The sequence below is a fragment of the Mycobacterium sp. KBS0706 genome (assembly GCF_005938675.2).
GTDB lineage: Bacteria > Pseudomonadota > Alphaproteobacteria > DSM-16000 > Inquilinaceae > Inquilinus.
Genome location: NZ_VCCH02000077.1, coordinates 17,842 through 39,679, shown reverse-complemented (window position 1 = coordinate 39,679; position 21,838 = coordinate 17,842). Strand labels below are relative to the sequence as shown.

Below are 21,838 nucleotides of genomic sequence, written 5' to 3'. Positions count from 1 at the left end.
CTCGACATTCTCCAGCACCGTCCGGTGCGGCAGCAGGGCGAAATGCTGGAACACCATCGACACCCGGGTGCGTCGCACCTCGCGCAGCCTGCCGTCATCGGCGGCCACGACATCGTCGCCATCCAGCAGGATGCGGCCGGCGGTCGGCTCGATCAGCCGGTTGATGCAGCGCGCCAGGGTGGATTTGCCGGAGCCGGAGAGGCCCATGATCATGTAGATCGCCCCGGCCGGCACCGACAGCGAGACGTCGTTCAGCCCGACCACCAGCCCGGTCTCGGCCAGCACCTGCTCCTTGCTGGCGCCGGCGGCCAGACGCTGCAGCGCCGGCTGGGGCGCGTCGGAAAAGACCTTGTACAGGTGCTCGATCCGGATCCTGTCCGTCACTGCCATCACCCTGTCTGTCTGCGGCCCGCCATTGTCCCGGCGGGCCTTCTGCTCAGGCTCATTGGGGCCGAGATCCCGGTCCCGCGTCTTCCGGCGTTGCGGCGGAACCCGCGGCCGGCCCCTCCTACGAACAGGAGCAACCCTCAGCGCAGCGGCGAGAAATCCGTCGGCACCAGGATGCGGTTCTCGGTGGTGTCGAGGGTCTCGGTCAGCTTCACTAGGAAGGCCTGCCAGGCGGGGTCGGCGGCCAGGCGCCGGCGCCGCTCGGCCCGGTCGTCCAGGTCGGCATAGCCCCACATGTGGACGACATGGTTCAGCGGTCCGATCTCGGTGCGGAAATAGCCGATCAGATGGCCGAGGATCGGCCGCTGGATCGCCAGCCCCTCCTCCCGCACCAGCTGCAGGTAGCGCTGCATCTGCCCCGGCTTGATGCGGTAGATCCGCTCCTCGACGATCATGCCGCCGCTCCCGTCTTCGTGTCGCCGGACAGCAGGAAGCCGCGCATCAGACCGGCCACCAGCTCCGGCGCCTCGACCAGGATCGAGTGCCGGAGGCTGGGCAGGATCTCGAGCCGCGACCCGGCGATGCGCTCGTGCATGAAGCGGGCCATGCGCGGGTTCGAGCCCTGGTCGTCGGCGCCGGTCGCGATCAGCGTCGGGTGCCGGATCAGAGGGAGCTGGTCGCCCAGGTCGGTCTCGGCCAGCACCCGGTAGGCGGCGGCGTAGCAGCCCGGGTCGTTGGCGGCGTTGCGCTCGCGCAGCCGCTGAATCAGCTCGGGGTTGGCCGCCTGGAACGCCTCGGTCAGCCAGCGCCCGACCGAGGCGTCGTAATGCGACCCGGCCTCGCCGCGCTGCAGCGCCGCCAGCCGGTCGCGCACCCGCCGCTGTTCCTCCTCGGTCCGCCCGCCGACCGTGCTGAGCAGCACCAGCCGCCGCACCCGCTCCGGATGGGCCAGGGCCGTGCGCTGGGCGATCAGCCCACCCAGCGAGAAGCCGGCCAGGTCGAAGCGGCCGAAGCCCTCGCGGTCGGCCAGGTGCAGCAGGTCGCCGACGAAATCGTCGATCTCGTAGCGCCCCCTCACCCGCTCCGACCGGCCATGGCCGCGCAGGTCGAAGCGCAGGATGCGGAAGTCGGGCGCCAGCGCGGCGACGACACCGTCCCAGGCCTCGAGATACGAGCCGACGCCATGGACCAGGACCAGCGGGCGCGTGCCGGTGCCGTCGACCCGATGGTTCAGAGCCACCGGCATCGCCTAGACCGCCACCTTGAGCTTGGCGGACCCCGCCGCCCGGGCGCGTCCGGCGAAGACCGGCATGACCTCGCGGATGAACAGCGCCAGGGTCTGCTTCTGCAGCTCGAAGGGCAGGTTGAAGGACAGGCCCAGGCAGTACTGGTCCACCCCCGCCGCCTCATAGACCATCAGCTTCTCGATCACCTCGTCCGGCGTGCCGAACATCAGGTTCTCGCGGATCGACTTCGGGTCGTAGTTGGCGCGGTTGGCCACGGTCTCGTAGGGTACAGCCTCCGGGAAGCCGTTCTTCACCGTGCCGAGATTCTGGAACAGGTTCTCGAAATAGCGGCCGTAATCGGTGCTGTGGTGGACCGGCACCTCCCAATCCTCCGGCTTCGCATAGACACAGGTGCGGCGCTGCATCATCAGCCGCGGCCGCGGCACCTCCGGATGGTCGGCGACCGCCTTGCGGAACTTCTCGCCCAGCACCCCGACCTCGGCCGGCGGGGCCGACAGCGGCGTCGACAGGATGCTGGCGCCGATGCCGACGGCCCAGTCGAAGGTGCCCGGGTCGCGCGCCGCGACCCAGATCGGCGGATGGCCCTGCTGCAGCGGCTTCGGCACCGCGGTCGCCAGCGGGAAGCGCCAGTACTTGCCCTCATGGGCGTAGTCGCCGGCCCACAGCGCCTTCACCGCCGGCACGATCTCCTTCAGATAGGCCACGCCCTCCTGCTGCGGCATGCCGCCGGCCATCCGGTCGAACTCGTACTGGTAGGAGCCGCGGGCGATGCCGAATTCCAGCCGCCCGCCGGTCAGCTGGTCGCACAACGCCGCCTCCCCGGCCAGGCGGATCGGGTCCCAGTACGGGGCGACCAGCGTCGCCGTGCCCAGGCGGATCCGGTCGGTGTGGTGGCCGAACCAGGTCAGGGTGTTGAACGGGTTCGGCGCGATGGTGCATTCGATGGTGTGGTGCTCGGCGGTCCAGACGGTCTCGAAGCCGCCGGCATCGGCCATCTTCACCAGCGCCAGCGCCTCGGCCAGCACCGTCTGCATGTCGCGCGACGGGCTGAAACGCTCCAGGTTGATGGAAACGGCGAACTTCATCGGGTCGCTCTCCCTAAAGTTTGGGCGCCGGTCAGCGCAGGCGGATGACGAAGGGGTCCTGGGTGGCGCCGGAGTGGTCGATGACCACGTTCTTGAGGCGCGAGAACTCCCGCATCACCTCGAAGCCGCCGCGGCGGCCATAGCCGCTCTCCTTGAAGCCGCCGTTGGGCGACATGTACGCGGCGGAGCGGTAGGTGTTGATCCACACCGTGCCGGCATCGACGTTGCGGGCGAAGTGCAGGGCGCGGTCGATGTCCTGGGTCCAGATGCCGGCGGCCAGGCCGTATCGGGTGTCGTTGGCCAGCTCGATCAGCTCATCCTCGTCGCGGAACGGCACGACGCCGACCACCGGGCCGAAGATCTCGTCGCGCATGAAGCGCATGTCGTTGCGGGCCTCGGCCAGCACCGTCGGCTCGTAGTACCAGCCGCGCGCCAGGTCGTCGCGCCGCGGCCGGCGGCCGCCGATCGCCACCCGGGCGCCGTCGGCGACGCCGGTGCCGACATAGGTCTCGACCTTGTCCAGCTGCGCCGCCAGGGCCAGCGGACCGATCTCGGTCTCGTCATCCTCCGGCCGGCCGATGCGGATGCGCCGGGTGCGCTCGACCAGCGCCTCCAGGAAGCGGTCGTGCAGCCCGGCTTCGACGAAGCAGCGGGACCCGGCGATGCAGGTCTGGCCGGCCGCGGCGAAGACCCCGGCGACGACGCCGTTGACCGCGCGGTCCAGGTCGACGTCGCCGAACACGACATGCGGGGATTTGCCGCCCAGCTCCATCTGGCACGGCACCAGCTGGGACGCGGCGTTGGCGGCGATGCGCTTGCCGGTGGCGGTGCTGCCGGTGAACACGATCTTGGCCAAGCCGGGATGGCGGGTCAGCGCCTCCCCCGCCGTGGCGCCGTGGCCGGTGACCACGTTCACCACGCCGGCCGGGAACCCCGCCTCCACCACGATCTCGGCCAGCGCCAGGGTGGAGGCCGAGGTGTGCTCCGACGGCTTGATCACCACGGTGTTGCCGATGGCCAGGCACGGCGCCAGCGTGCCGGTCAGCAGCATCAGCGGCGAGTTCCAGGGCGTGATCATGCCGACCACGCCGATCGGCTCGCGCAGCGTGATGTTCAGCATGTCGAGCTTGTTCACCGGAATGGTGTCGCCCTGCAGCTTGTCGGCCATGCCGGCGAAGTACTGGTAGGCGTCCGGCATGGCGCGCAGCTGGGCCAGCATCTCGCGCAGCAGCTTGCCGTTGTCGCGCATCTCGATCCGCGCCAGGTCGTCGGCATGCTGCAGCAGCAGATCGGCCAGCCGGCGCACCAAGCGGCCGCGGTCGGTCTGGGTCATGCGGCGCCAGGCGGGGTCGACGAAGGCGGCCTGGGCGGCGCGCACGGCGTCGTCGACATCCTCGGCCCCGGCATCGGCGACCTCGTGCCAGGGCTCGGCCGTGGTCGGGTCGAAGCTGGTGAGATAGCGGCCGGATCTCGGGGCGACGCTGCGGCCGCCGATGAACAGGCCCAGCCGCGTTCCCTCGATGCTCTGCACAGTGCGGGTCATGGTTTCATCCGTCGTTCAGGGGGTGCCGGCGTCGGCCGGCTGCCACGGGCGGGTGCCCTCGATCATCGCGACCCGCCCGCCATCGGGAGAGTCGATGTAGATGCCGAAGCGGCTGGCGCTGCGCTCGCGCAGGTAGCGGCGCAGCATCGACCGCACCTCGCGCACCGGGATGGCGTCGAAGGGCAGCTCGTCGGCCGGGAAGAAGCGCAGCTCGGGCGGCAGCGCCGCCACCTCCCCCTCCAGCCGGCCGCGATAGATGATGAAGCCGGGGTCGCTGTCGCCGACGTCGAACACCGAATAGAGGAAGGTGGCGTCGGCGCGCAGGGCCAGGGCGCCCCGGTCGTCCAGGTCGATGGCGGCACCGCCCTGGCGCCGGCGGGCGGTGGGAAGGCCCCAGCCGCCGCGCCCGTCGGCGCGCAGGAGGATGCGGCCGTCATCCTCGATCAGGTAGCCGACCACCATGCGGTGCGACGGCGACCAGCCGGCGGGCACCGGGTCCTTCACCGCGGCGTAGCGCCCCCGGCAGAAGCCGAGCGGGGCCGAGGCGCTGGTGCCGAAGGCCTGGACCCGGCCGATCAGCACCATGTGGTCGCCGGCCTCGACCCGGTCGTGCACGCTGCAGTCGAACCAGGTCATGCAGTCGGTCAGCACCGGCGCGCCGGTGTGCACCGCGTCGTGCGACACCGCCCGGAACTTGTCCGGCGACTTGGAGGCGAACAGCGACGACACCTCGCTCTGCGCCTCGTGCAGCAGGTTGACGGCGAAGGCGGGCGACGCGGCGAAGGCCGGATAGCTGGAGGCGCCCTTGCCGACGCAGACCAGCAGCAGCGGCGGGTCGAGCGACACCGAGGTGAAGGAGTTCGCGGTCATGCCGCGCGGCGCGCCGGCCTCGTCCCAGGTGGTGATCACCGTCACCCCGGTGACGAAGGTGCCGAAGGCGCGGCGCAGCTCGACCGCGTCGATCGGGCTGTGGGTTGGCGGGCTCTGCTCTGGCGGGCTGTGACCTGGTGGTGCGGACATCCGCGAAGCCTCCTCGATTTCGAGGAAGGCTAGGCAGCCCCGCCGGGCCGATCTTCCGCCGATCGGGAGGAGACGGAAGGGAGGGTACTCCTACCCGACGGAGCAACCCGCGACCGGCTCAGTCCCGGGCGGCGCGGTCCCGCACCATGGCGTGCAGGCGGATGGCGAGCTCCAGCGAGAAGCGCCGCTCCGGCGTGTCCAGCTCGATGCCGAACAGCTCCTGGATCCGCGCCAGGCGGTAGCGCAGCGTGGTCACATGCAGCCCCATCGCGTCGGCGCAGGCCTGGGTGCGGCAGCCCTGGTCGAGATAGCGCGACAGCGTCTCGACATAGGCGGTGCCGTGCTTGCGGTCGTGCCGGGCCACGGCGCCGATGGCGCCGTCGACGAAGCCCTGCACCTCCTCCGTGTCGGCGGCCGACAGCAGCACGGGGAACGGCCCGAAATCCTGCGCCGTCAGCACGCCGCGCCGCTTGAAGCGCCGCGCCAGGTCGATCATGCGCCGGCACTGCGCCCAGGCAGCCGGATGATCGGCCAGGCCGGGGCAGAGCTTGCTGGCGACCAGGATCGGCGTGTCGTCCAGCACCAGCTTCGCCTCCTCGAGGATACGGCGCATCAACCGCCGCGCCGGCTCCTCGCCGTCGCCATCGGCCGGCAGGCGGCAGAGGACGAGATCGTCCAGCGCCACGGTCGCAGCGCGGGCGTTCTGCTCCTGCGCGATCCGGGCGACCGACCGCAGCAGCTCGATCCCGGCGGCGACGCCAGGCCGGCGAGGGCCCGGCAACCCGATCGCGACCAGCCGTGCCGGCATCGCCAGATCGAAGCCCAGGCGCAGCGCCCGCGCCGCGACATCGGCCGGGTCGCGCCAGCGCTGCTCGACGATCTCCGAGACCAGGTCGGTCAGGGTCTGCGCCTCGGTCCGGAAGCGGATGAAGCCGCGCATCAGCTGGACGCTGAGGGCGAATTTGGCGCTGTCGAGCAGGAGGTGGTCGAGGTCGCCGACATCGGACGACTGTGGGAACACCATCAGGGCGCCGACTGCCTCGCGGTCGATCACCAGCGGCTCGATCCGCGCGGCGACCTTGAACCGCCCGGCGCCATGCTCCAGCAGCAAATCCCAGGGCTCATCACGCGGCAGGTCGACCGCCGTCCGCGCCGCCTTCACCAACGCCCGGCTGAGCGTGGTCCGGGCGGCGGCCTGCCAGGCCGCATCGTCCAGCACCTCGGGCCGCGGCGACCGGCCGGCGACGACCAGGTTGGCGGTCAGGTCGACCACCGCGATCGGGTCGGGGAAGACCTCGCCGATCATCGCCGCGGCGGAGGCGACGTCGCCATCGGCCAGCACCTGCTCCATCAGCGAGGCGTTGACCGCCAGCACGCTCTGCAGCCGCTCGGCGGCCTGGCGCTCCGCCCGCAGCCGGTGCGCCTTGTCGACGGCGATGGCGCCGAGATGCACGATGGTGCCGAGGAAGGCGAGGTCCTCCTCGGTCACCGCGACCACGCTGCGCGACTGCGCGGTCAGCACCATCGGCCGGCCGGCATCGTCGCGGCAGCCCATCGGCAGCACCACCACGGTGCGGTAGCCGCGCTGATGCGCCTCTTGCCGGTAGCCGGGGAACTCCTCGGAGGCGAAGGCGTCGGCGATCACCACCGGCTCGTTGCGGGTCAGCGCCACCAGGGCCGGGCTGGTGGCGAGGGCCCAGCGGTTCTCCAGCCGGTTCGGGATCAGGTTCGGGTCGTGCCGCGCCAGCACATGGGCGTAGCCGTTGTCCCGGTCGATGGCCATCACCGCGCCCATCGCCCAGGTGCCGTGGTGGCAGGCGGCATAGACCAGGTGATGCAGCATCGTGTCCAGGTCGCCGCTCGAATTGATCAGGCTGGCGGCGTCCCGCAGCGCGCGCAGCAGCGAACGATGGTCCAAGGGCAAATGGCTCATATCCGGGGTCGATATCGGATTTACGCGCGGGATCGCCCTTCACTCTACCTCCGGTCCAAGGGGAATTCAGTGCCGTCTTCCTCCGAACCGGAGGAAGACGCGAGGCCCCGCCCCTTCCTACCGTCGCCCCGCCATCTGGCCCAACCGACCGCAGGGACCCGCCATGACGCCCGAGATCCGCAAGATCGCCGCCCACACCGAGCAGACCTTCATCGAGGGCGGCAAGGCCGGGGACAAGCCCGTGACCATGGCCGTGGTCGCGGCGGTGCTGCGCAACCCCTGGGCCGGGCGCGGCTTCGTCGAGGACCTGCGGCCCGAGGTGCTGGCCCTGGCCCCGCCCCTGGCCGAGATCCTGGTGGCCCGGCTGCTGGCGCTGATCCCGGCCGACCGGATCGAGGCCTATGGCAAGGCCGCGGTGGTGGGCCTGAACGGCGAGGTCGAGCACGCCTCGGCCCTGATCCACACGCTGCGCTTCGGCAACGTCTTCCGCGATGCCGTGGGCGGCACCACCTATCTGAACTTCAGCAACATCCGCGGCCCGGCCGGCGTCACCGTGACCCTGCCGATGACGCACAAGAGCGTGACCGGAGCGCGGTCGCATTTCCTCACCGCCGACCTGACGGTCACCGACGCGCCCGGCGCCGACGAGGTGCTGGTCGCCATCGGCGCCGCCGATGGCGGGCGACTGCACCCGCGCATCGCCGACCGGTTCCAGGACATGAAGGAGATGGGGCTGGCCGGAGAAGCCGGTCTATGATCCCCCCACGGATTTCAACGGGTCCATGTCCGGTGCAGGACCAATTGGTTGGCGCGAACTGCATCAGGCCGGCAAGCCAAACCGGCCTGCTCACATGTCCTGCACGAAGTGCCCGGGCGAGACCTCGCGGTACTCCCGCCGGGGCGGGACGAAGTCGCGTGCCCGCACCGGGCTCCGGATCTCCTCGTCGGATACCCTCCGGATCTTCCGCCGCGATGGCACAGGAACCGGGACCGCGGCCATCAGCCGCTTCGTGTACGGGTGCTGCGGGTTCTCGAACACCGCGGCGCGCGGCCCGATCTCGACGATCTCGCCCAGATACATCACCGCGACGCGATGGCTGATGCGCTCGACCACGGCCATGTCGTGCGAGATGAAGAGATAGGCCAGCCCGAACCGTTCCTGCAGGTCCAGCATCAGGTTGATGACCTGCGCCTTGACCGACACGTCGAGCGCCGAGACGGATTCGTCGGCGACGATGATCCGAGGCTCCAGCGCCAGCGCCCGGGCGATGCAGACGCGCTGGCGCTGGCCGCCTGAGAATTCATGCGGGAAGCGGTCGGCCATCGCCGGCGACAGCCCGACGCGGTCGAGCAGGTCCGCCACACGCCGTCCGGCCTCCTGCGGCGACGCAAGCCCGTGCGTCACGATCGGCTCCGCGATCGCCGCGCCGATGCGCATGCGGGGGTTCAGGCTCTCGAACGGATCCTGGAAGATCATCTGCATCTGCTTGCGCAGGCCGGTCAGCGCCGCCTTACCGGCCAGCCGCACATCCTGGCCGCCGACCGTGACGGAGCCGCTCCTGGCCTCGGTCAGCCGCAGGATCGAGCGGCCGGTGGTCGACTTGCCGCAGCCGGACTCCCCCACCAGCGACAGCGTCTCGCCTTCGCGCAGGTCGAAGGAGATGTCCTCGACCGCATGCACCCGGCCCGAGACACGGCCGAACAGGCCCGACTTCAGGTCGAAGCGGGTGACGAGGTTCTTCACCTCCAGGATCGGCGGCTTGCCGCGTTCGACCGTGTCGGCGGATTCCCCGGCCGGCGCGGCCTCCCCCGTCGCCATGTCCACGATCGGGAAGCGCCTGGGCAGATCGGTCCCGGCCATGGCGCCCAGCATCGGCACGGCCGACAGCAGGGCGCGGGTGTAGGGATGCTTGGCCTGGTGGAACAGGTCAGCGGTCGACCCGGCCTCGACCGCCTCGCCGCGATACATGACGACGGTGCGGTCGGAGACCTCGGCCACCACGCCCATGTCACGGGTGATGAACAGGACGGACATGCCCTCCTCGTCCTGCAGCGTCTTGATCAGCTCCAGGATCTGCGCCTGGATGGTGACGTCGAGCGCGGTCGTCGGCTCATCGGCGATCAGCAACTGGGGGCTGCAGGCGAGCGCGATGGCGATGACCACGCGCTGGCGCATGCCCCCCGAGAAGCTCTGGGGATACTCCCGCAGGCGGGACCTGGCCGCCGGGATGCGGACCTTCTCCAGCAGCCGCACCGCTTCGGCCTCCGCCGCCGCACGGGTCATGCCGCGATGGCGCTCCAGCACCTCGGTGAGCTGCCGGCCGATTCTGAGGACCGGGTTCAGGCTGGTCATCGGCTCCTGGAAGATCATGCCGATGCAGTTGCCGCGGATCCGCTGCATCTCCTGCGGCGCGAGACCGAGCAGGTTCCGGCCGTCGAAGCCGATGCTGCCGGTGACGCGCGCATTCCGTTCCGACAGCAGCCGCATGATCGACAGGGCGGTGACGCTCTTGCCCGAGCCGGATTCCCCCACCACGGCCACGGTTTCCCTGGATCCGATGTCGAAGGAGACGTCGCGCACGACGTCCAGCCACCGGCCGCCGACCCGGAAGGAGGTGCTGAGATTCGAGAGGGAGAGCACCGGGGTGGTCACGGCTCAGCTCTCCCGCCTGGGGTTGAGGATGTCGCGCAGCGCGTCGCCGATCAGGTTGATGCCGATGATCAGCAGCAGTAGCGCCAGGCCAGGGAAGAAGCTGATCCAGGTATCGCCCGACAGCAGGTATTCGAAGCCGTTGGCGATCAGCAGGCCCAGCGAAGGCTCGGTGACCGGCAGCCCGATGCCCAGGAAGGACAGCGTCGCCTCCAGCATGATCGCATAGGCCACGCGCATGGTGGCCACCACGATCAGCGGCGGCAGGCAGTTCGGCAGGATGTGCCGGAAGACGATGCTGCGGTCCGGCAGCGCCATGCTGCGCGCCGCATCGACATAGCTTCGCCGCCGCTCGACCAGCGCCGAGCCGCGGATGGTGCGGGCGTAATAGGCCCATTGGGTGACGACCAGCGCCAGGACGATCTTGTCGACCCCCTGGCCCAGGATCGCGAGGAAGATCAGCGCGATCAGGATCGCCGGGAAGCTCAGCTGGATGTCGACGACCCGCATCAGGAAGGCGTCCGTCCGGCCGCCGACATAGCCGCTGAGCAGGCCGAGCGAGGCGCCGATCGCCAGGGCGATCGCGGCGCTGGAGACGCCGACGATGATGCTGGTGCGCAGGCCGTACAGGATGGCGCTGAACAGGTCGCGGCCCTGGTCGTCCGTCCCGATCAGATAGGTGAAGCCCGCGGCGCTCTCGGAGCCCGGCGGCAGCCGGTTGTCCATGATGTCGAGCTGGGTCAGGTCATACGGGTCCTGCGGCGCGATCAGCGGCGCGAACGCCGCCGCCAGCACCAGCAGGGCAACGATGACGATGCCCGCCAGCGCCAGCCGGTCGCGCAGCAGCGCCCGCAGCGTCGCCCGGAACGGCGAGCGGCCGGCCGCGGCATCGCGCGTGTGCACCGAGGCGCCGCTCATCGCTCGCCCCCGTCCAGGCGGACCCGCGGATCGACGATCGAATAGAGGATGTCGACCGCGAGGTTGATCAGGCTGAACATGACGACGGTGATCATCAGATAGGCCAGGATGACGGGGCGGTCGAGGACGCCGATCGCGTCGATGATCAGCTTGCCCATGCCCGGCCAGGCGAAGATGGTCTCGGTGACGACGGCGAAGGCGATCAGCGAGCCGAGCTCGAGCCCGATGACGGTGATCAGCGGGATCAGCGTGTTCTTCAGCGCGTGCACCAGCACGATCCGGCTTTCCGACAGCCCCTTGGCCCTGGCGAAGCGGATGAAGTCCAGCTGCAGGCACTCCATGACGCCGGCGCGCGTCAGCCGGATGATCAGCGAGATCTTGAACAAGGCGAGGTTGAAGGCGGGCAGGACCAGATGCGACAGCCCGTCGAGGGTGAGAAAGCTGACCGGGACGCCGAGAAGGTTAACCGTCTCGCCCCGGCCAGACGCCGGCAGCCAGCCCAGCTTGACGCTGAACAGCATGATCATCACCAGCCCGATCCAGAAGGTCGGCAGGCTGAAGCCGAGGATCGAGAAACTCATGATCGACTTCGAGGCGACGCCGGCGGGCCGCAGCCCGGCATAGACCCCGAGCGGGATGCCGATGATGAGGGCGATGACCAGGGCGACGAAGGCCAGCTCCAGCGTCGCCGGCATCCGCTGCAGGATCAGCGTCAGCGCCGGCTGGTTGAACACGAAAGAGTTGCCGAGATCGCCGGACAGAGCATGGGTGAGGAAGGTCCAGTACTGCTCCAACACCGGCCGGTCGAGGCCGAAGGACCGGATCACCTCCAGCCGCTCCGCCGGGGTCGCGCTGGTGCCGAGCAGCAGATCGACCGGGTTGCCAATCCGGTAGACGCCGACGAAGACCAGGACCGACATGACGAACAGTGTCAGGATCGTCTGCAGCGTGCGGTTGAGAAGATAGGCGGTCATCGGACCTCCTTGTTCCGCCCGGCCCTGCCGTAGACGCCGAGCCGGTTCACGAGCAGCTCGAGGAAGCGGGCCTCGTCGACGCCGCCCATCACCAGGGCATTGGCGGTGGCGCCGCTCCGCCCGTGGAAGTCGCCCCAGGTGTGGCCGGCGGTCTTGCCGGACACCGCCACGCCGATCGCCGCCGGCCGGCCCGTGAAGATCTCGGGCTGCAGCAACCAGGCGACAGTCATGGCGTCGTGCACGGGCCCGCCCGGCCGGCCGAACCGGCCGACGTCGCTGCGATCGAAGGTGCGCAGCAGGCCGGCGATCGCCTGCCCCACCGCGCCCGCGGTGTCTCGGATGGCGGCGATATGCGCCTCCGTGATCAGGGCCTGAAAGGTCACATCGAGCGGCATCGCGATGATCGGCACGCCGGAGGAATAGACGATCTCGGCGGCATGGGGATCGGCATAGATGTTGTACTCGGCCCAGGGCGTCCGGTGGCCGAGCGCGGTGAAGGCGCCGCCCATCGACACGATCCGGCGGATGCCGCGGGCGACGTCGGGATGCTGGACCAGCGCCAAGGCGAGGTTCGTCAGCGGGCCGACGGCGCAGATGGTGACCGGATCGCCGTCGGCCGCCGCCCGGCGTGCGACGCGCACCAGGAAATCGACGGCATGCTCCGGCTGCGGCCGGATCGTGGCCGCCGGCACCAGCGCGTCGCTGAAGGCGCCGATATGCGCGTATTTGCCGTAGACCTGCTCGCGCACCAGCGGCCCCGGCGCGCCGGCATGGATCGGCACATCGGTCCGGCCGGACAGGGAGACGATCTTGCAGGCATTGGCCAGCGTCGCCTCCAGCGGCACGTTGCCGGCGACGACCGAGAGGCCGAGCAGCTCGATCTCGGGCGAGGCCAGGGCCAGCAGGATGGCGAGGGCGTCGTCGACGCCCGGATCGGTGTCGATGATAATGCGATGGCGGCTCACGTCAGGGCCTCCGGCACATAGCGCGACAGCCGCTCATGGAACAGGTCGAACACCCCCTGCGCGTCGACGCGGGTGACGATCTCGGCATTGGGATGCTGGCCCGACTTGCCGTACCAGTCGGCAATGGTCTGGCCCAGGCAGAGCTCGCTGTCGTGCTCGACGAAGACGCGCGCGGTCTCGGTGCCGAACAGATCCGGCGCCAGCAGATAGGCGATCACCAACGGGTCGTGCAGCGGGCCGCCGCGCGCGCCGTAGCGGCGGACGTCGTTGCGGTCCCAGAATGCCATCATCTCGCCGAGCGGCCCAGAGATCCGGCCGGCCGCGCCGCTGAGCTGCGCAGCGTGCCCGGGCGTGAGGATGACCTGATGCGTCGCGTCCAGCGGCAGGGCGACGATCGGGAGGCCGGACGAGAGCATGATATGGGCGGCATGCGGATCGGCCAGGATGTTGAACTCCGCCGCCATCGTGCGGTTGCCGGCCTCACGATAGGCGCCGCCCATCATCACGATGCGCTCGATCCCCGCGGCGATGGCGGGGTCCATGCGCAGCGCCACCGCGACATTCGTCAGCGGGCCGAGGGTGCAGAGCGTGAGCTTCCGGCCGCTCGCCGCGGCCGCCCGGCAGCTCTCGATCAGGAAATCGACGGCGTGTCGCCCCTCCGCCGCCTTCACCGGGTCGGGCAGCACCGTGTTGCCGAGCCCGCTGCCGCCGTGGAACTGGCCGTGGATCGGCTCTCGCAGCAAGGGCCGGAAGCAGCCGGCGAAGACCGGGACGTCGGTCCGCCCGCCCAGCTCGCACAGCTGCAGCGTGTTGCGGACTGTCCGCTCCAGGGGCTGGTTGCCGCAGACGGCCGTGATGCCGAGAAGCTCGAGCTCCGGCGAGACGAAGGCCGTCAGGATCGCGATGGCATCGTCGATCCCCGGGTCGCAGTCGATGATGATCGGCAGCGCCGTCATGGTGGTCCGTGACAGTTTCGGAAGGGATTTGCGCGGCGTCAGAGCGCGCCGAGGCTGCGCAGCACGTCCGCGACCTCGGCCCGCGCGGCGTCGCCCAGGGGGGTCTGCGGCGGCAGCGGATCGCCGACCGGGAAGCCCTGCAGGTCGAGCGCCGCCTTGATGCAGGCAGCGAGCGAGTGCCTGGCGAAGATCTCGTTCACCCGCCACAGCGGGCGCTGCAGCTGCATCGCGAGTCCCCAGTCGCCGGCGCGGGCGGCCTCGTAGAGCGCGAGGCTCTGCTTCGGCACGATGCAGGCGGGGCCCGCCATCCAGCCGACGCCGCCGATCAGCATGACGCAGGCCGGGATATGGGCGGAGGCGGCGAACACCTCCATCCGGCCGCGCGTGCGCTCGAGGATCGACAGCAGCCGCCCCGTATTCGTCGAGGCGTCCTTGATGTAGCGGATGTTGTCCACCGCGCTCAGCCGTTCGATCACCGGCAAGCTGAGGTCGGAGCGCTGGAACTGCGGGTTGGTGTAGAGCACCACCGGCCGGCCCTTCGCCGCGGCCGCGATGGAGCGGAAATAGAGCTCGACGCCCTCGTCGGAGATCGGGAAATAGGCTTCGAGGACGGCCAGGATGCCGTCGACGCCGAGATCGACCAGCGCCTCCGTCTGGGCCACCGCGTCGCGAACGGTGGTCGCGGCGACGCCGGCCACCACCGGGACCCGGCCGCCGGAAGCGGCCAGCACGGTCTCCACCACCTCGAACCGCTGCCGGTGCGACAGATAGGCGAACTCGCCCGTGCTGCCGAGCGGCGTCAGCCCGTGGACGCCGCTGGCGACGAGGTGCTCGACCAGGTCGGCCAGCACCGCCTGCTTGATCTCGCCGGCCTCGTCCACCGGCGAGACGAGATAGGGAAACACGCCATACAGAGACATCCTGGGGCCCTCGCGTCCTGATCAGTTTCCCTGGCGGACATAATTGGGCAGCGTGTAGCCGTCGGACCGGCCCTGGTAGGTCAGCCCTTTCTTCAGCGCCCAGCTGTTGGCCAGGAAGAAGATCGGAATGACGCCCTCATCCTTCATCGCGATATCCATCGCCGTCTGCAGCAGCGTCTGGCGCTTGCCGTCATCCAGCGTCGCCCGGGCCTCGATCAGCGCCTTGTCGAATTCGGGGTTGGAGTAGCGCCCGCGGTTGCCCTGCCCGGCCTTGGGGCCGAAAGTCTCCAGCAGCGGACCGAGCACGCCGGACGCTTCGCCGGTCTCGATCGCCGCCCCACCCATGATCAGGCTGAACTCCTGGGCCGAGGCGCGGGTGAAGTAGACGCTGCCGGGCATGGTGACGACCTCGGTCTTGATGCCGACCCGGCTCAGCATCTGCCCGATCGCCTGGGCCAGCTTGGAGTCGTTCGGGTAGCGGTCGTTGCTGGCGTGGAAGGTCAGGGCGAAGCCGTCGGGATAGCCGGCCTCGGCCAGCAGTTTCTTCGCCTGCGCCGGATCATAGGCCGGGGCCGGCAGGTCGGGGGCGTGACCGAAATAGCCTTCTGGCACCAATTGCCCTGCTGGCAGTCCCTGCCCGTCCATCAGGCGGTCGACCAGCGCCTGGCGGTTGATCGCCAGCGACATGGCCTGGCGCACCGCCACCTTCCGCAGCGGGTTCTTGCCGTCCGGGCCGGCGGCGAAGGGCGAGACGTCGCGCCCCTGGTCCATATGCAGATACATGATGCGGTTGCCGGGCACCGAGACCACGGTCAGCTTGTCCGAGGCCGCGAGGTTGCGGGCATCGGCCGTCGGGATGCTCTCGATCAGGTCGACATCGCCCGAGAGGATCGCCGCCACCCGGGCGCTGCTGTTCTTGAAGACGCGGAACGTGACCTTGTCCCATGCAGCCTTGTCGCCCCAGTAGCCGTCGAACCGCTCCAGCACGACGTTGTCGTCGGGCGCCCAGGACGCGAATTTGAACGGGCCGGTACCGATGACGCCGCGGCCGGCGTTCAGCTCCGGCGTCGGCGTGTCGGCCAGCTCGGCCGGCATCATGGCGATGCGGCTGAGATTGTTGGGCAGCAGCGGCGTCGGCACCTTGGTCGTGATCCGGACCGTCAGCGGATCGACCGCCGTGACCTCGGCGATGTCGCTGACATAGGCGGCGAATGAGCTCGGGCTGTTCTGCGAGGCCAGCGCGACGCGCCTGATGCTGGCGATCACATCATCCGCGGTGAAGTCGCTGCCGTCGTGGAACTTGACGCCGGGCCGCAGCTTGAACTCCCAGCTCCGGTCGTCGATCACCGTCCAGGACAGGGCCAAGGCGGGCTGGACCTGCTGCTTGTCGTCCTGGTTGACCAGGCCGTCGAAGATGTTGCGCGCCATGGCGCTGTTCGGACCGCCGACATAGAACTGCGGGTCCATCGAGGTGGTGGACGCGGCCAGCCCGACCTTGAGCTCGGCGGCGCCGGCGGCCGGCGTCATCGCCAGCATCGCCGCGGCGACCATCGCCAGTGCGGACATCTTCATCCCGAGCGGCTCCCCTTCCTGCTTGTCTTTCCACAAGGCTAGCGACCCGGGTGATTGAAGAAAAATCGCATCTGGTGTTTCTTTCATAAGAGAATGTTATGCTCGGAGATGGCCGCCCATGCGCATCAATCCCCGGCAGGTGGAGGCTTTCCGCAACGTGATGCTGGCCGGCGGGATCACCGCCGCCGCCGAGCTGATGAACGTCACCCAGCCGGCCGTCAGCCGCCTGATCCGCGACTTCGAATTCGCGGTGAAGCTGAAGCTGTTCGAACGGGAAGGCAGCCGCCTGTCGCCACGCGACGAGGCGGTCAAGCTCTATCGCGAGGTCGAGCGCCTGTATCTCGGGCTCGACCAAATCGGCCGCATCGCGGGCGACATCAGGACCGCCAAGGGCGGCGTCGTGCGGATCGGCTCGATCCCCACCCTGTCGCCGCTCTGCGCAAATGAGATCATCCCGGCGCTGGTCGCCGACCTGCCCGACGTCTCGCTGGTGTTCGACACGGAGAGCACCAACCACATCACCGACATGATCGCCAGCCACCAGTATGATGTCGGATTCGTGTTCGGCCGGGCCGACCACAAGGGACCTTCATTCGACCTGCTGGCCACGGCAAGGGTCGTGGCCGCCCTGCCGCCCGGCCATCGCCTGGCTCAGGCGGAGGCCGTGACGGTGAAGGACCTGGTCGGGTGCCGCACGATTCTTCCGGGCCGCAAGACGCCGCTGCGCGCGAGCGTCGAGCAGATCGCCCGCCGCGACGGGACGAGCCTGAGCTCCCCGATCGAGACCTCGCTGTGGAACTGCTGCGTTCTGGCGTCGAAGCGGGTCGGGATCGGTATCGTCGATCAGATCACCGCCCTCAATTTCGGCGACGGCATCGCCGTCCGCCCATTCGAGCCGGAGATCGCCGTAGACTATCTGGCGATCACGCCGCCGCGGGCCCCACGAGGCCATATCGTGGAGAGCGTCGTCGAGCGCCTGAAGACAGCCGTCGCCGCCCGGCTCGCCGGGATTGGGCCCAATGCCCTTGATGTAGTTCCCGGGGTGCCCAGCGGAGATATTTGCCGTCACTGCGGCAGATGACCAGGCGATCTTTCACCCCAGGACGCCTCTGACCGGAGTGGACGGTGCCGTTGTGAAGCCCCGTTCAGCCAGTCATTGCGCTTTCGCGCAACGCTTTGACGACGGACTGCACGGTGGCGCTCGTCCTGCGCCGGGTCAGGATGTGGAACGCGCCCCCGTGCCGGCGTGAAGCGCCAGGCAGCCGCACGAGCTGACCAAGCCGCAACTGTTCCTCCACGAAGCCCATCCAGGCGAGCGCGGCCCCCCGGCCGGCGATGGCCTCGTGCAGCATCGGCAGGTAGCTTGTGAAGGTCGGACCGGCCAGCTCGCGATCGGTGCCGATCCAGGCATTCCAGGTGTCGACGGCGCCCGGCGGGGCCGCGAGATGCAGGAGCGGCACGTCGAGAAAAGCCGAAGGGTCTTCGCGACCAAGTGCCGGGTACCGTTTCAGCAACGCCGGCGAGCAGACCGGAAACCATTCGCCGTCAAACAGCTTCTCGGCGATGAAGCCGGGCCAGTCCTCCGGCTTGCCGAAGCGGATGGAGATTGCCACCTCCGGCTCGCTCAGCGCCTTCGGATCGGAGGTGGTGAGCAGCATCACGCGACCGTCCTTGACCTGCGACGTCACCAGCTCGAAGCGTGGCATGAGCCAAGCCTGGACAAGGTCGTAGCCGCTGCCGATGATCAGCGTCTCGCGCTCCGGGGCTTGCAGCAGGTTTACCGCATCGCGGATTGTGCCGAGACCCTCGCGGATCGCGTCAGCCAGGATGCCTCCGGCCTCGGTGAGAAGGACCCGGTTGCCCTTGCGCTCGAACAGGCTGATCGAGAGATGGGTTTCGAGATTGGCGATGTGCCGGCTGACGGCCGACTGCGCGACAGCGAGTTCATCGGCGGCAAGCGTCAGGCTGGCGCAGCGCGCAGCCGCTTCGAAGGCCACCATGGCATTCAGCAGAGGAAGGGAGGCCTTGAGTGTCCTCACAACCCCTCCACCCAACTCCGCGAGCATGCCTTTTCGATATGTATCGCTGCCATAACCATAGTTGCGATGGGCCTCAACTCGTTGGACGCTGGCAACCAAGGGTCATCCCGCCAACGCTAGAGTAGCGGTGAACGCCGTGGGACAGAATGGGTTCGCAGCCATCCGCAACGATGTCGTCGCATTGATCGACCGGCAACGGGCCGACTGGTCTCTCGAACAGGCCTTCTATCGCAACCCGGATATCTTCGCGCTCGAGCGCGAGCTGTGGTTTCCGCGCCAATGGGTGATCGTCGCCCACCTCAGCGAGGTGCCGGAAAAGGGTCGCTACATCGTGCGGCAGCTGTTCGACGAGGAGATCATCGTCGTCCGCCACGGTGACGGCGAGGCCGATATCTCGGCGTATTACAACGTCTGCACCCACCGCGGGTCGCGGCTGTGCACGAAAGATGGCCGCGGCCGTCTGCTCGTGTGCCCCTATCATGCCTGGTCGTTCGGCCTGACCGGAGAACTCCAGACGCAACGGGATCTGCCCGAGGACGCCGACCCCGAGGCGCTCGGCCTGCACAAGGTACCGACCCGCTCCGTTGGCGGCCTTGTGATGTGCGGGCTCGATGCTTTGGCCCTGCCGGACATGGACCCGCTCGCCAGAGGTCTTTCGCAGGGGCTGCGCGAGCACGGGGTCGACCAGGCCCGCATCGTCTTGCGCAAGAGCTATCCGACCAAAGCCAACTGGAAGCTGGTGCTTGAGAATTTCTTCGAATGCTACCACTGCCGGCCGGCACATCCTGAATACTTCCGCGTCAACGGCCACGTGAAAGTCACCGCCATGCGCGACGCCAACAAGGCGACCGAATGGCAGAAGGAGATCGAGGCTTGGCATAGCATCATCGGCGATGCCGAGTTCCACAAAGGGGCCTGGGAAGCGGGCGGCCTCGACCGGGTGCCCTACGCCATGCACCGCAAGCCGATCGGCTCGGGGCGCAAGACGCTCTCGGACGACGGACAGCCGGTCTCGCGGCTGATGGGCGGACGAACCGCGTATGACGGGGGCGAGACCGGGTTCCGCATCGGCCGGCTCTGCTTCCTCAGCGCTCCCAACGACTATCTGTGCATGGTCCAGATGATCCCGCGCGATGTGAACGCGACCGACGTCATCCTGACCTGGCTGGTCGACAAGGACGCCGATAGCGAGATCGACGCCGAAAAAATCGCCTGGATGTGGGACGTCACGACCGTGCAGGACAAGAAGATCGTCGAGGATAATGCCGACGGCATCGCCTCGCGCGCCTACCGCCCCGGCCCGTATACGCCGCTGGAATCGCAGACCGCTTTCTTCGTCGCGACTTATCTCTCGGAGATGCGTACGCTGTTGACCGGCGAAAGCTCCGGCACGAAGCGGCAATGGAGCGCGCCGGCACAGCTTTTCGCCTCACCCAAGGCGGCCTGCACCACCGCGCCTGTATCCTCGGCGGGCGCCTGAGTTCAGGATGTGCGCCGAATGGCCGATCAGGGCGGAGCATGATCCCGCCCGGGACAACGAATGGCGCAGTGGAGGCCCTGATCTTGGATATCGTGGCTCACTTTCCTCGCTCGGTCCGTGAGATCGAGAATGTTTTCATCACCTTGTCCGACCGCTGCCGGCTTGCGGCACGAATCTGGCTGCCGGAGGATGCCGAGGCCGATCCGGTGCCGGCGATCCTGGAGTACCTGCCCTATCGCAAGCGCGAAGGCACGTCGGAGCGGGACACCCTGACCCATCCCTATGTCGCCGGCCACGGCTATGCCTGTGTCCGGGTCGATATGCGCGGCAGCGGCGAGTCCGACGGCGTGCTGGAGGACGAGTATCTCAAGCAAGAGCAGGACGACGCGCTGGAAGTGCTGGCCTGGATTGCGGCGCAGCCCTGGTGCACCGGGGCTGTCGGGATGATCGGCATTTCCTGGGGCGGCTTCAACGGGCTGCAGGTCGCGGCCCGCCGGCCGCCGCAGTTGAAGGCCGTCATCACCCTGTGCTCGACCGACGATCGCTATGCCGACGACGTCCATTACATGGGCGGATGCCTGCTGAACGACAACATCGGCTGGGCCTCGACCATGTTCGGGATCATGACCAATCCGCCCGACCCGGCGCTGGTCGGCGACGCCTGGCGGGCCATGTGGCTGGAACGGTTGGAGCAGGAGCCGCTCCTGGTCGACATCTGGACCCGGCACCAGCGCCGTGACGCCTATTGGAAGCACGGTTCGGTGTGCGAGGATTTCGGCGCCATCACCTGCCCGGTCTATGCCGTCGGCGGCTGGGGCGACGGCTATTCCAACGCCATCCCGCGCCTGCTCGCCGGACTGTCGGTGCCGCGCAAGGGGCTGATCGGGCCCTGGGCGCACAAATACCCGCATTTCGCCAAGCCCGGGCCGCGGATCGGCTTCCTGCAGGAATGCCTTCGCTGGTGGGATCAATGGCTCAAGCGCCGGGAAACCGGCATCATGGACGAGCCGATGCTCAGGGCCTGGATGGAGGATTGGGTCGACCCCCAGCCGCATTACGAGGATCGGCCCGGCCGCTGGGTGGCCGAAGCCTCCTGGCCCAGTCCACGGATCGAAGCCGAACGCTGGGCGCTGAATGCCGGCGGTCTCGACCGCGAACCGGGCCTCCCAACCACCCTGACCATCCGGTCGCCGCAGCACGCCGGTCTCGGCTCCGGCCGCTGGTGCCCCTACGGTGTCGGCGCCGATTTCCCCAGCGATCAGCGCGAGGACGACGGCAAATCCCTGGTCTTCGACACCGCCCCTCTGGCCGCCCCGGTCGAGATCCTCGGCGCGCCGGTGGTCGAGCTGGAGGTCGCGGCGGACAAGCCGGTCGCTCTGGTGGCGGTACGCCTGAACGACGTCGCGCCCGACGGCCGGTCGCTGCGCGTCACCTACGGCCTCCTGAACCTCACCCATCGCGACAGCGACGAGGCGCCGGCACCGCTCGAGCCCGGCCGCTGCTATCGTGTCGCCGTCAAGCTCAACGACATCGCCCACCGTTTCCCGGCCGGCCACCGCATCCGGGTCGCGATCTCGACCAGCTACTGGCCGATAGCCTGGCCGTCGCCCGAAGCGTTCACCCTGACCCTGCAGTCCGGCACGAGCAGCCTGTTGCTGCCGGTTCGCCCGCCGCGGGCCGAAGACGCGGCGCTGCCCGACTTCCCGCCGGCTCAGATCGCCCCGCCGCAGCGGAAGACCGTGCTGCGCGAAGGCACGACCACCGTGCACTGGACCCGCGACCACGCGACCGGAGAGACGGTGATGACCACGGTCGAGGATGCCGGCGTCGAACGGCTCGACGCGCATGGGCTGGAGCATGAGGCAATCAAGCGATCAGAGCATCGGATCGGCGAGACCGACCCCAACTCCGCCGTGATCACCAAATCCTATACCCTGCGCATGGGACGTGGCGCCTGGCGGATCCGGACCGAGACGCGGACGGTTCTGCGCTCGACTCCGACCGAGTTCCTGCTGGATGCCGCGCTCGAAGCCTATGAGGACGACAATCTGGTGTGCAGCCGGGCGTGGACGACCACCATTCCCCGCGACCTGGTGTAAAGCCGCCGAAGATCGAGCGGTCGATAGGGTTGTCTGCACCTCAACATACC

The 21,838-nt window shown here is 69.0% G+C and carries 19 protein-coding genes; 4 read left to right on the top strand and 15 right to left on the bottom strand.

The window, feature by feature from the left end; translation table 11 throughout:
• The 7 genes from FFK22_RS30980 to FFK22_RS30950 form a co-directional block, all read right to left on the bottom strand.
• Window positions 1–384, bottom strand: a 384-nt coding sequence (locus FFK22_RS30980) for an ATP-binding cassette domain-containing protein (protein WP_143956895.1), incomplete at its 3' end; no start/stop codon positions are given.
• A 143-nt stretch (window positions 385–527) separates the two neighbouring features.
• Window positions 528–842, bottom strand: coding sequence for an NIPSNAP family protein (locus tag FFK22_RS30975; protein ID WP_138891843.1), 315 nt, complete (start codon window positions 840–842; stop codon window positions 528–530).
• On the bottom strand, window positions 839–1,627 hold the full coding sequence (locus tag FFK22_RS30970) for an alpha/beta fold hydrolase (protein WP_221938985.1): 789 nt from the start codon (window positions 1,625–1,627) through the stop codon (window positions 839–841). Before FFK22_RS30970 ends, FFK22_RS30975 begins: the two co-directional genes overlap by 4 nt.
• A gap of 9 nt (window positions 1,628–1,636) precedes the next feature.
• Window positions 1,637–2,719: an LLM class flavin-dependent oxidoreductase gene (locus FFK22_RS30965; protein ID WP_138891845.1), complete on the bottom strand. Its 1,083-nt coding sequence runs from the start codon at window positions 2,717–2,719 to the stop codon at window positions 1,637–1,639.
• A 31-nt stretch (window positions 2,720–2,750) separates the two neighbouring features.
• Window positions 2,751–4,262: an aldehyde dehydrogenase gene (locus FFK22_RS30960; protein WP_138891846.1), complete on the bottom strand. Its 1,512-nt coding sequence runs from the start codon at window positions 4,260–4,262 to the stop codon at window positions 2,751–2,753.
• A gap of 15 nt (window positions 4,263–4,277) precedes the next feature.
• A complete protein-coding gene (locus FFK22_RS30955; protein WP_138891847.1) occupies window positions 4,278–5,282 on the bottom strand; it encodes a flavin reductase in 1,005 nt (334 codons plus the stop codon).
• A 118-nt stretch (window positions 5,283–5,400) separates the two neighbouring features.
• Entirely contained in the window at window positions 5,401–7,200 is a 1,800-nt protein-coding gene (locus tag FFK22_RS30950; RefSeq protein ID WP_138891848.1) for a helix-turn-helix domain-containing protein, read from the bottom strand.
• 178 nt (window positions 7,201–7,378) lie between these two features.
• Between FFK22_RS30950 and FFK22_RS30945 the strand changes: the two genes are divergently transcribed.
• Window positions 7,379–7,972: an amino acid synthesis family protein gene (locus FFK22_RS30945; RefSeq protein ID WP_138891849.1), complete on the top strand. Its 594-nt coding sequence runs from the start codon at window positions 7,379–7,381 to the stop codon at window positions 7,970–7,972.
• Window positions 7,973–8,062: 90 nt separating this feature from the next.
• Here FFK22_RS30945 and FFK22_RS30940 read toward each other — a convergent pair whose 3' ends face one another.
• Genes FFK22_RS30940 through FFK22_RS30910 form a run of 7 tightly spaced genes read right to left on the bottom strand, consistent with a single transcriptional unit; the run spans window position 8,063 to window position 16,170 of the window.
• Window positions 8,063–9,868 (bottom strand): ABC transporter ATP-binding protein, encoded by a 1,806-nt coding sequence (locus FFK22_RS30940; protein ID WP_138891850.1) that lies wholly within the window; start codon window positions 9,866–9,868, stop codon window positions 8,063–8,065.
• A gap of 3 nt (window positions 9,869–9,871) precedes the next feature.
• Window positions 9,872–10,783, bottom strand: a complete 912-nt coding sequence (locus FFK22_RS30935; RefSeq protein WP_138891851.1) for an ABC transporter permease — start codon at window positions 10,781–10,783, stop codon at window positions 9,872–9,874.
• Window positions 10,780–11,757, bottom strand: a complete 978-nt coding sequence (locus FFK22_RS30930; RefSeq protein ID WP_138891852.1) for an ABC transporter permease — start codon at window positions 11,755–11,757, stop codon at window positions 10,780–10,782. The genes FFK22_RS30935 and FFK22_RS30930 overlap by 4 nt, the downstream gene beginning before the upstream one ends.
• Entirely contained in the window at window positions 11,754–12,722 is a 969-nt protein-coding gene (locus FFK22_RS30925; protein ID WP_138891853.1) for a nucleoside hydrolase, read from the bottom strand. Before FFK22_RS30925 ends, FFK22_RS30930 begins: the two co-directional genes overlap by 4 nt.
• Window positions 12,719–13,678 carry a nucleoside hydrolase gene (locus FFK22_RS30920; RefSeq protein WP_138891854.1) on the bottom strand — a complete coding sequence of 320 codons (960 nt, stop codon included), beginning with the start codon at window positions 13,676–13,678 and terminating at the stop codon, window positions 12,719–12,721. The genes FFK22_RS30925 and FFK22_RS30920 overlap by 4 nt, the downstream gene beginning before the upstream one ends.
• A 38-nt stretch (window positions 13,679–13,716) precedes the next feature.
• Window positions 13,717–14,598: a dihydrodipicolinate synthase family protein gene (locus FFK22_RS30915; protein WP_138891855.1), complete on the bottom strand. Its 882-nt coding sequence runs from the start codon at window positions 14,596–14,598 to the stop codon at window positions 13,717–13,719.
• Window positions 14,599–14,619: 21 nt separating this feature from the next.
• Window positions 14,620–16,170 (bottom strand): ABC transporter substrate-binding protein, encoded by a 1,551-nt coding sequence (locus FFK22_RS30910; protein ID WP_138891856.1) that lies wholly within the window; start codon window positions 16,168–16,170, stop codon window positions 14,620–14,622.
• A 118-nt stretch (window positions 16,171–16,288) separates the two neighbouring features.
• On the opposite strand from FFK22_RS30910, the gene FFK22_RS30905 reads away from it, so the two are divergent.
• Window positions 16,289–17,251: a LysR family transcriptional regulator gene (locus FFK22_RS30905; RefSeq protein WP_138891857.1), complete on the top strand. Its 963-nt coding sequence runs from the start codon at window positions 16,289–16,291 to the stop codon at window positions 17,249–17,251.
• A 64-nt stretch (window positions 17,252–17,315) separates the two neighbouring features.
• On the opposite strand, the gene FFK22_RS30900 is transcribed toward FFK22_RS30905, so the two are convergent.
• Window positions 17,316–18,209, bottom strand: coding sequence for a LysR family transcriptional regulator (locus FFK22_RS30900; RefSeq protein ID WP_138891858.1), 894 nt, complete (start codon window positions 18,207–18,209; stop codon window positions 17,316–17,318).
• Between the two features lie 127 nt (window positions 18,210–18,336).
• Here FFK22_RS30900 and FFK22_RS30895 point away from each other — a divergent pair, with 127 nt between their 5' ends.
• Both FFK22_RS30895 and FFK22_RS30890 read left to right on the top strand, forming a co-directional pair.
• The gene (locus tag FFK22_RS30895; RefSeq protein ID WP_138891859.1) at window positions 18,337–19,689 is read left to right on the top strand and encodes an SRPBCC family protein; all 1,353 of its coding nucleotides are present in this window, start codon (window positions 18,337–18,339) and stop codon (window positions 19,687–19,689) included.
• A gap of 92 nt (window positions 19,690–19,781) precedes the next feature.
• Window positions 19,782–21,788: a CocE/NonD family hydrolase gene (locus tag FFK22_RS30890; protein WP_306770198.1), complete on the top strand. Its 2,007-nt coding sequence runs from the start codon at window positions 19,782–19,784 to the stop codon at window positions 21,786–21,788.
• Window positions 21,789–21,838 lie beyond the last annotated feature (50 nt).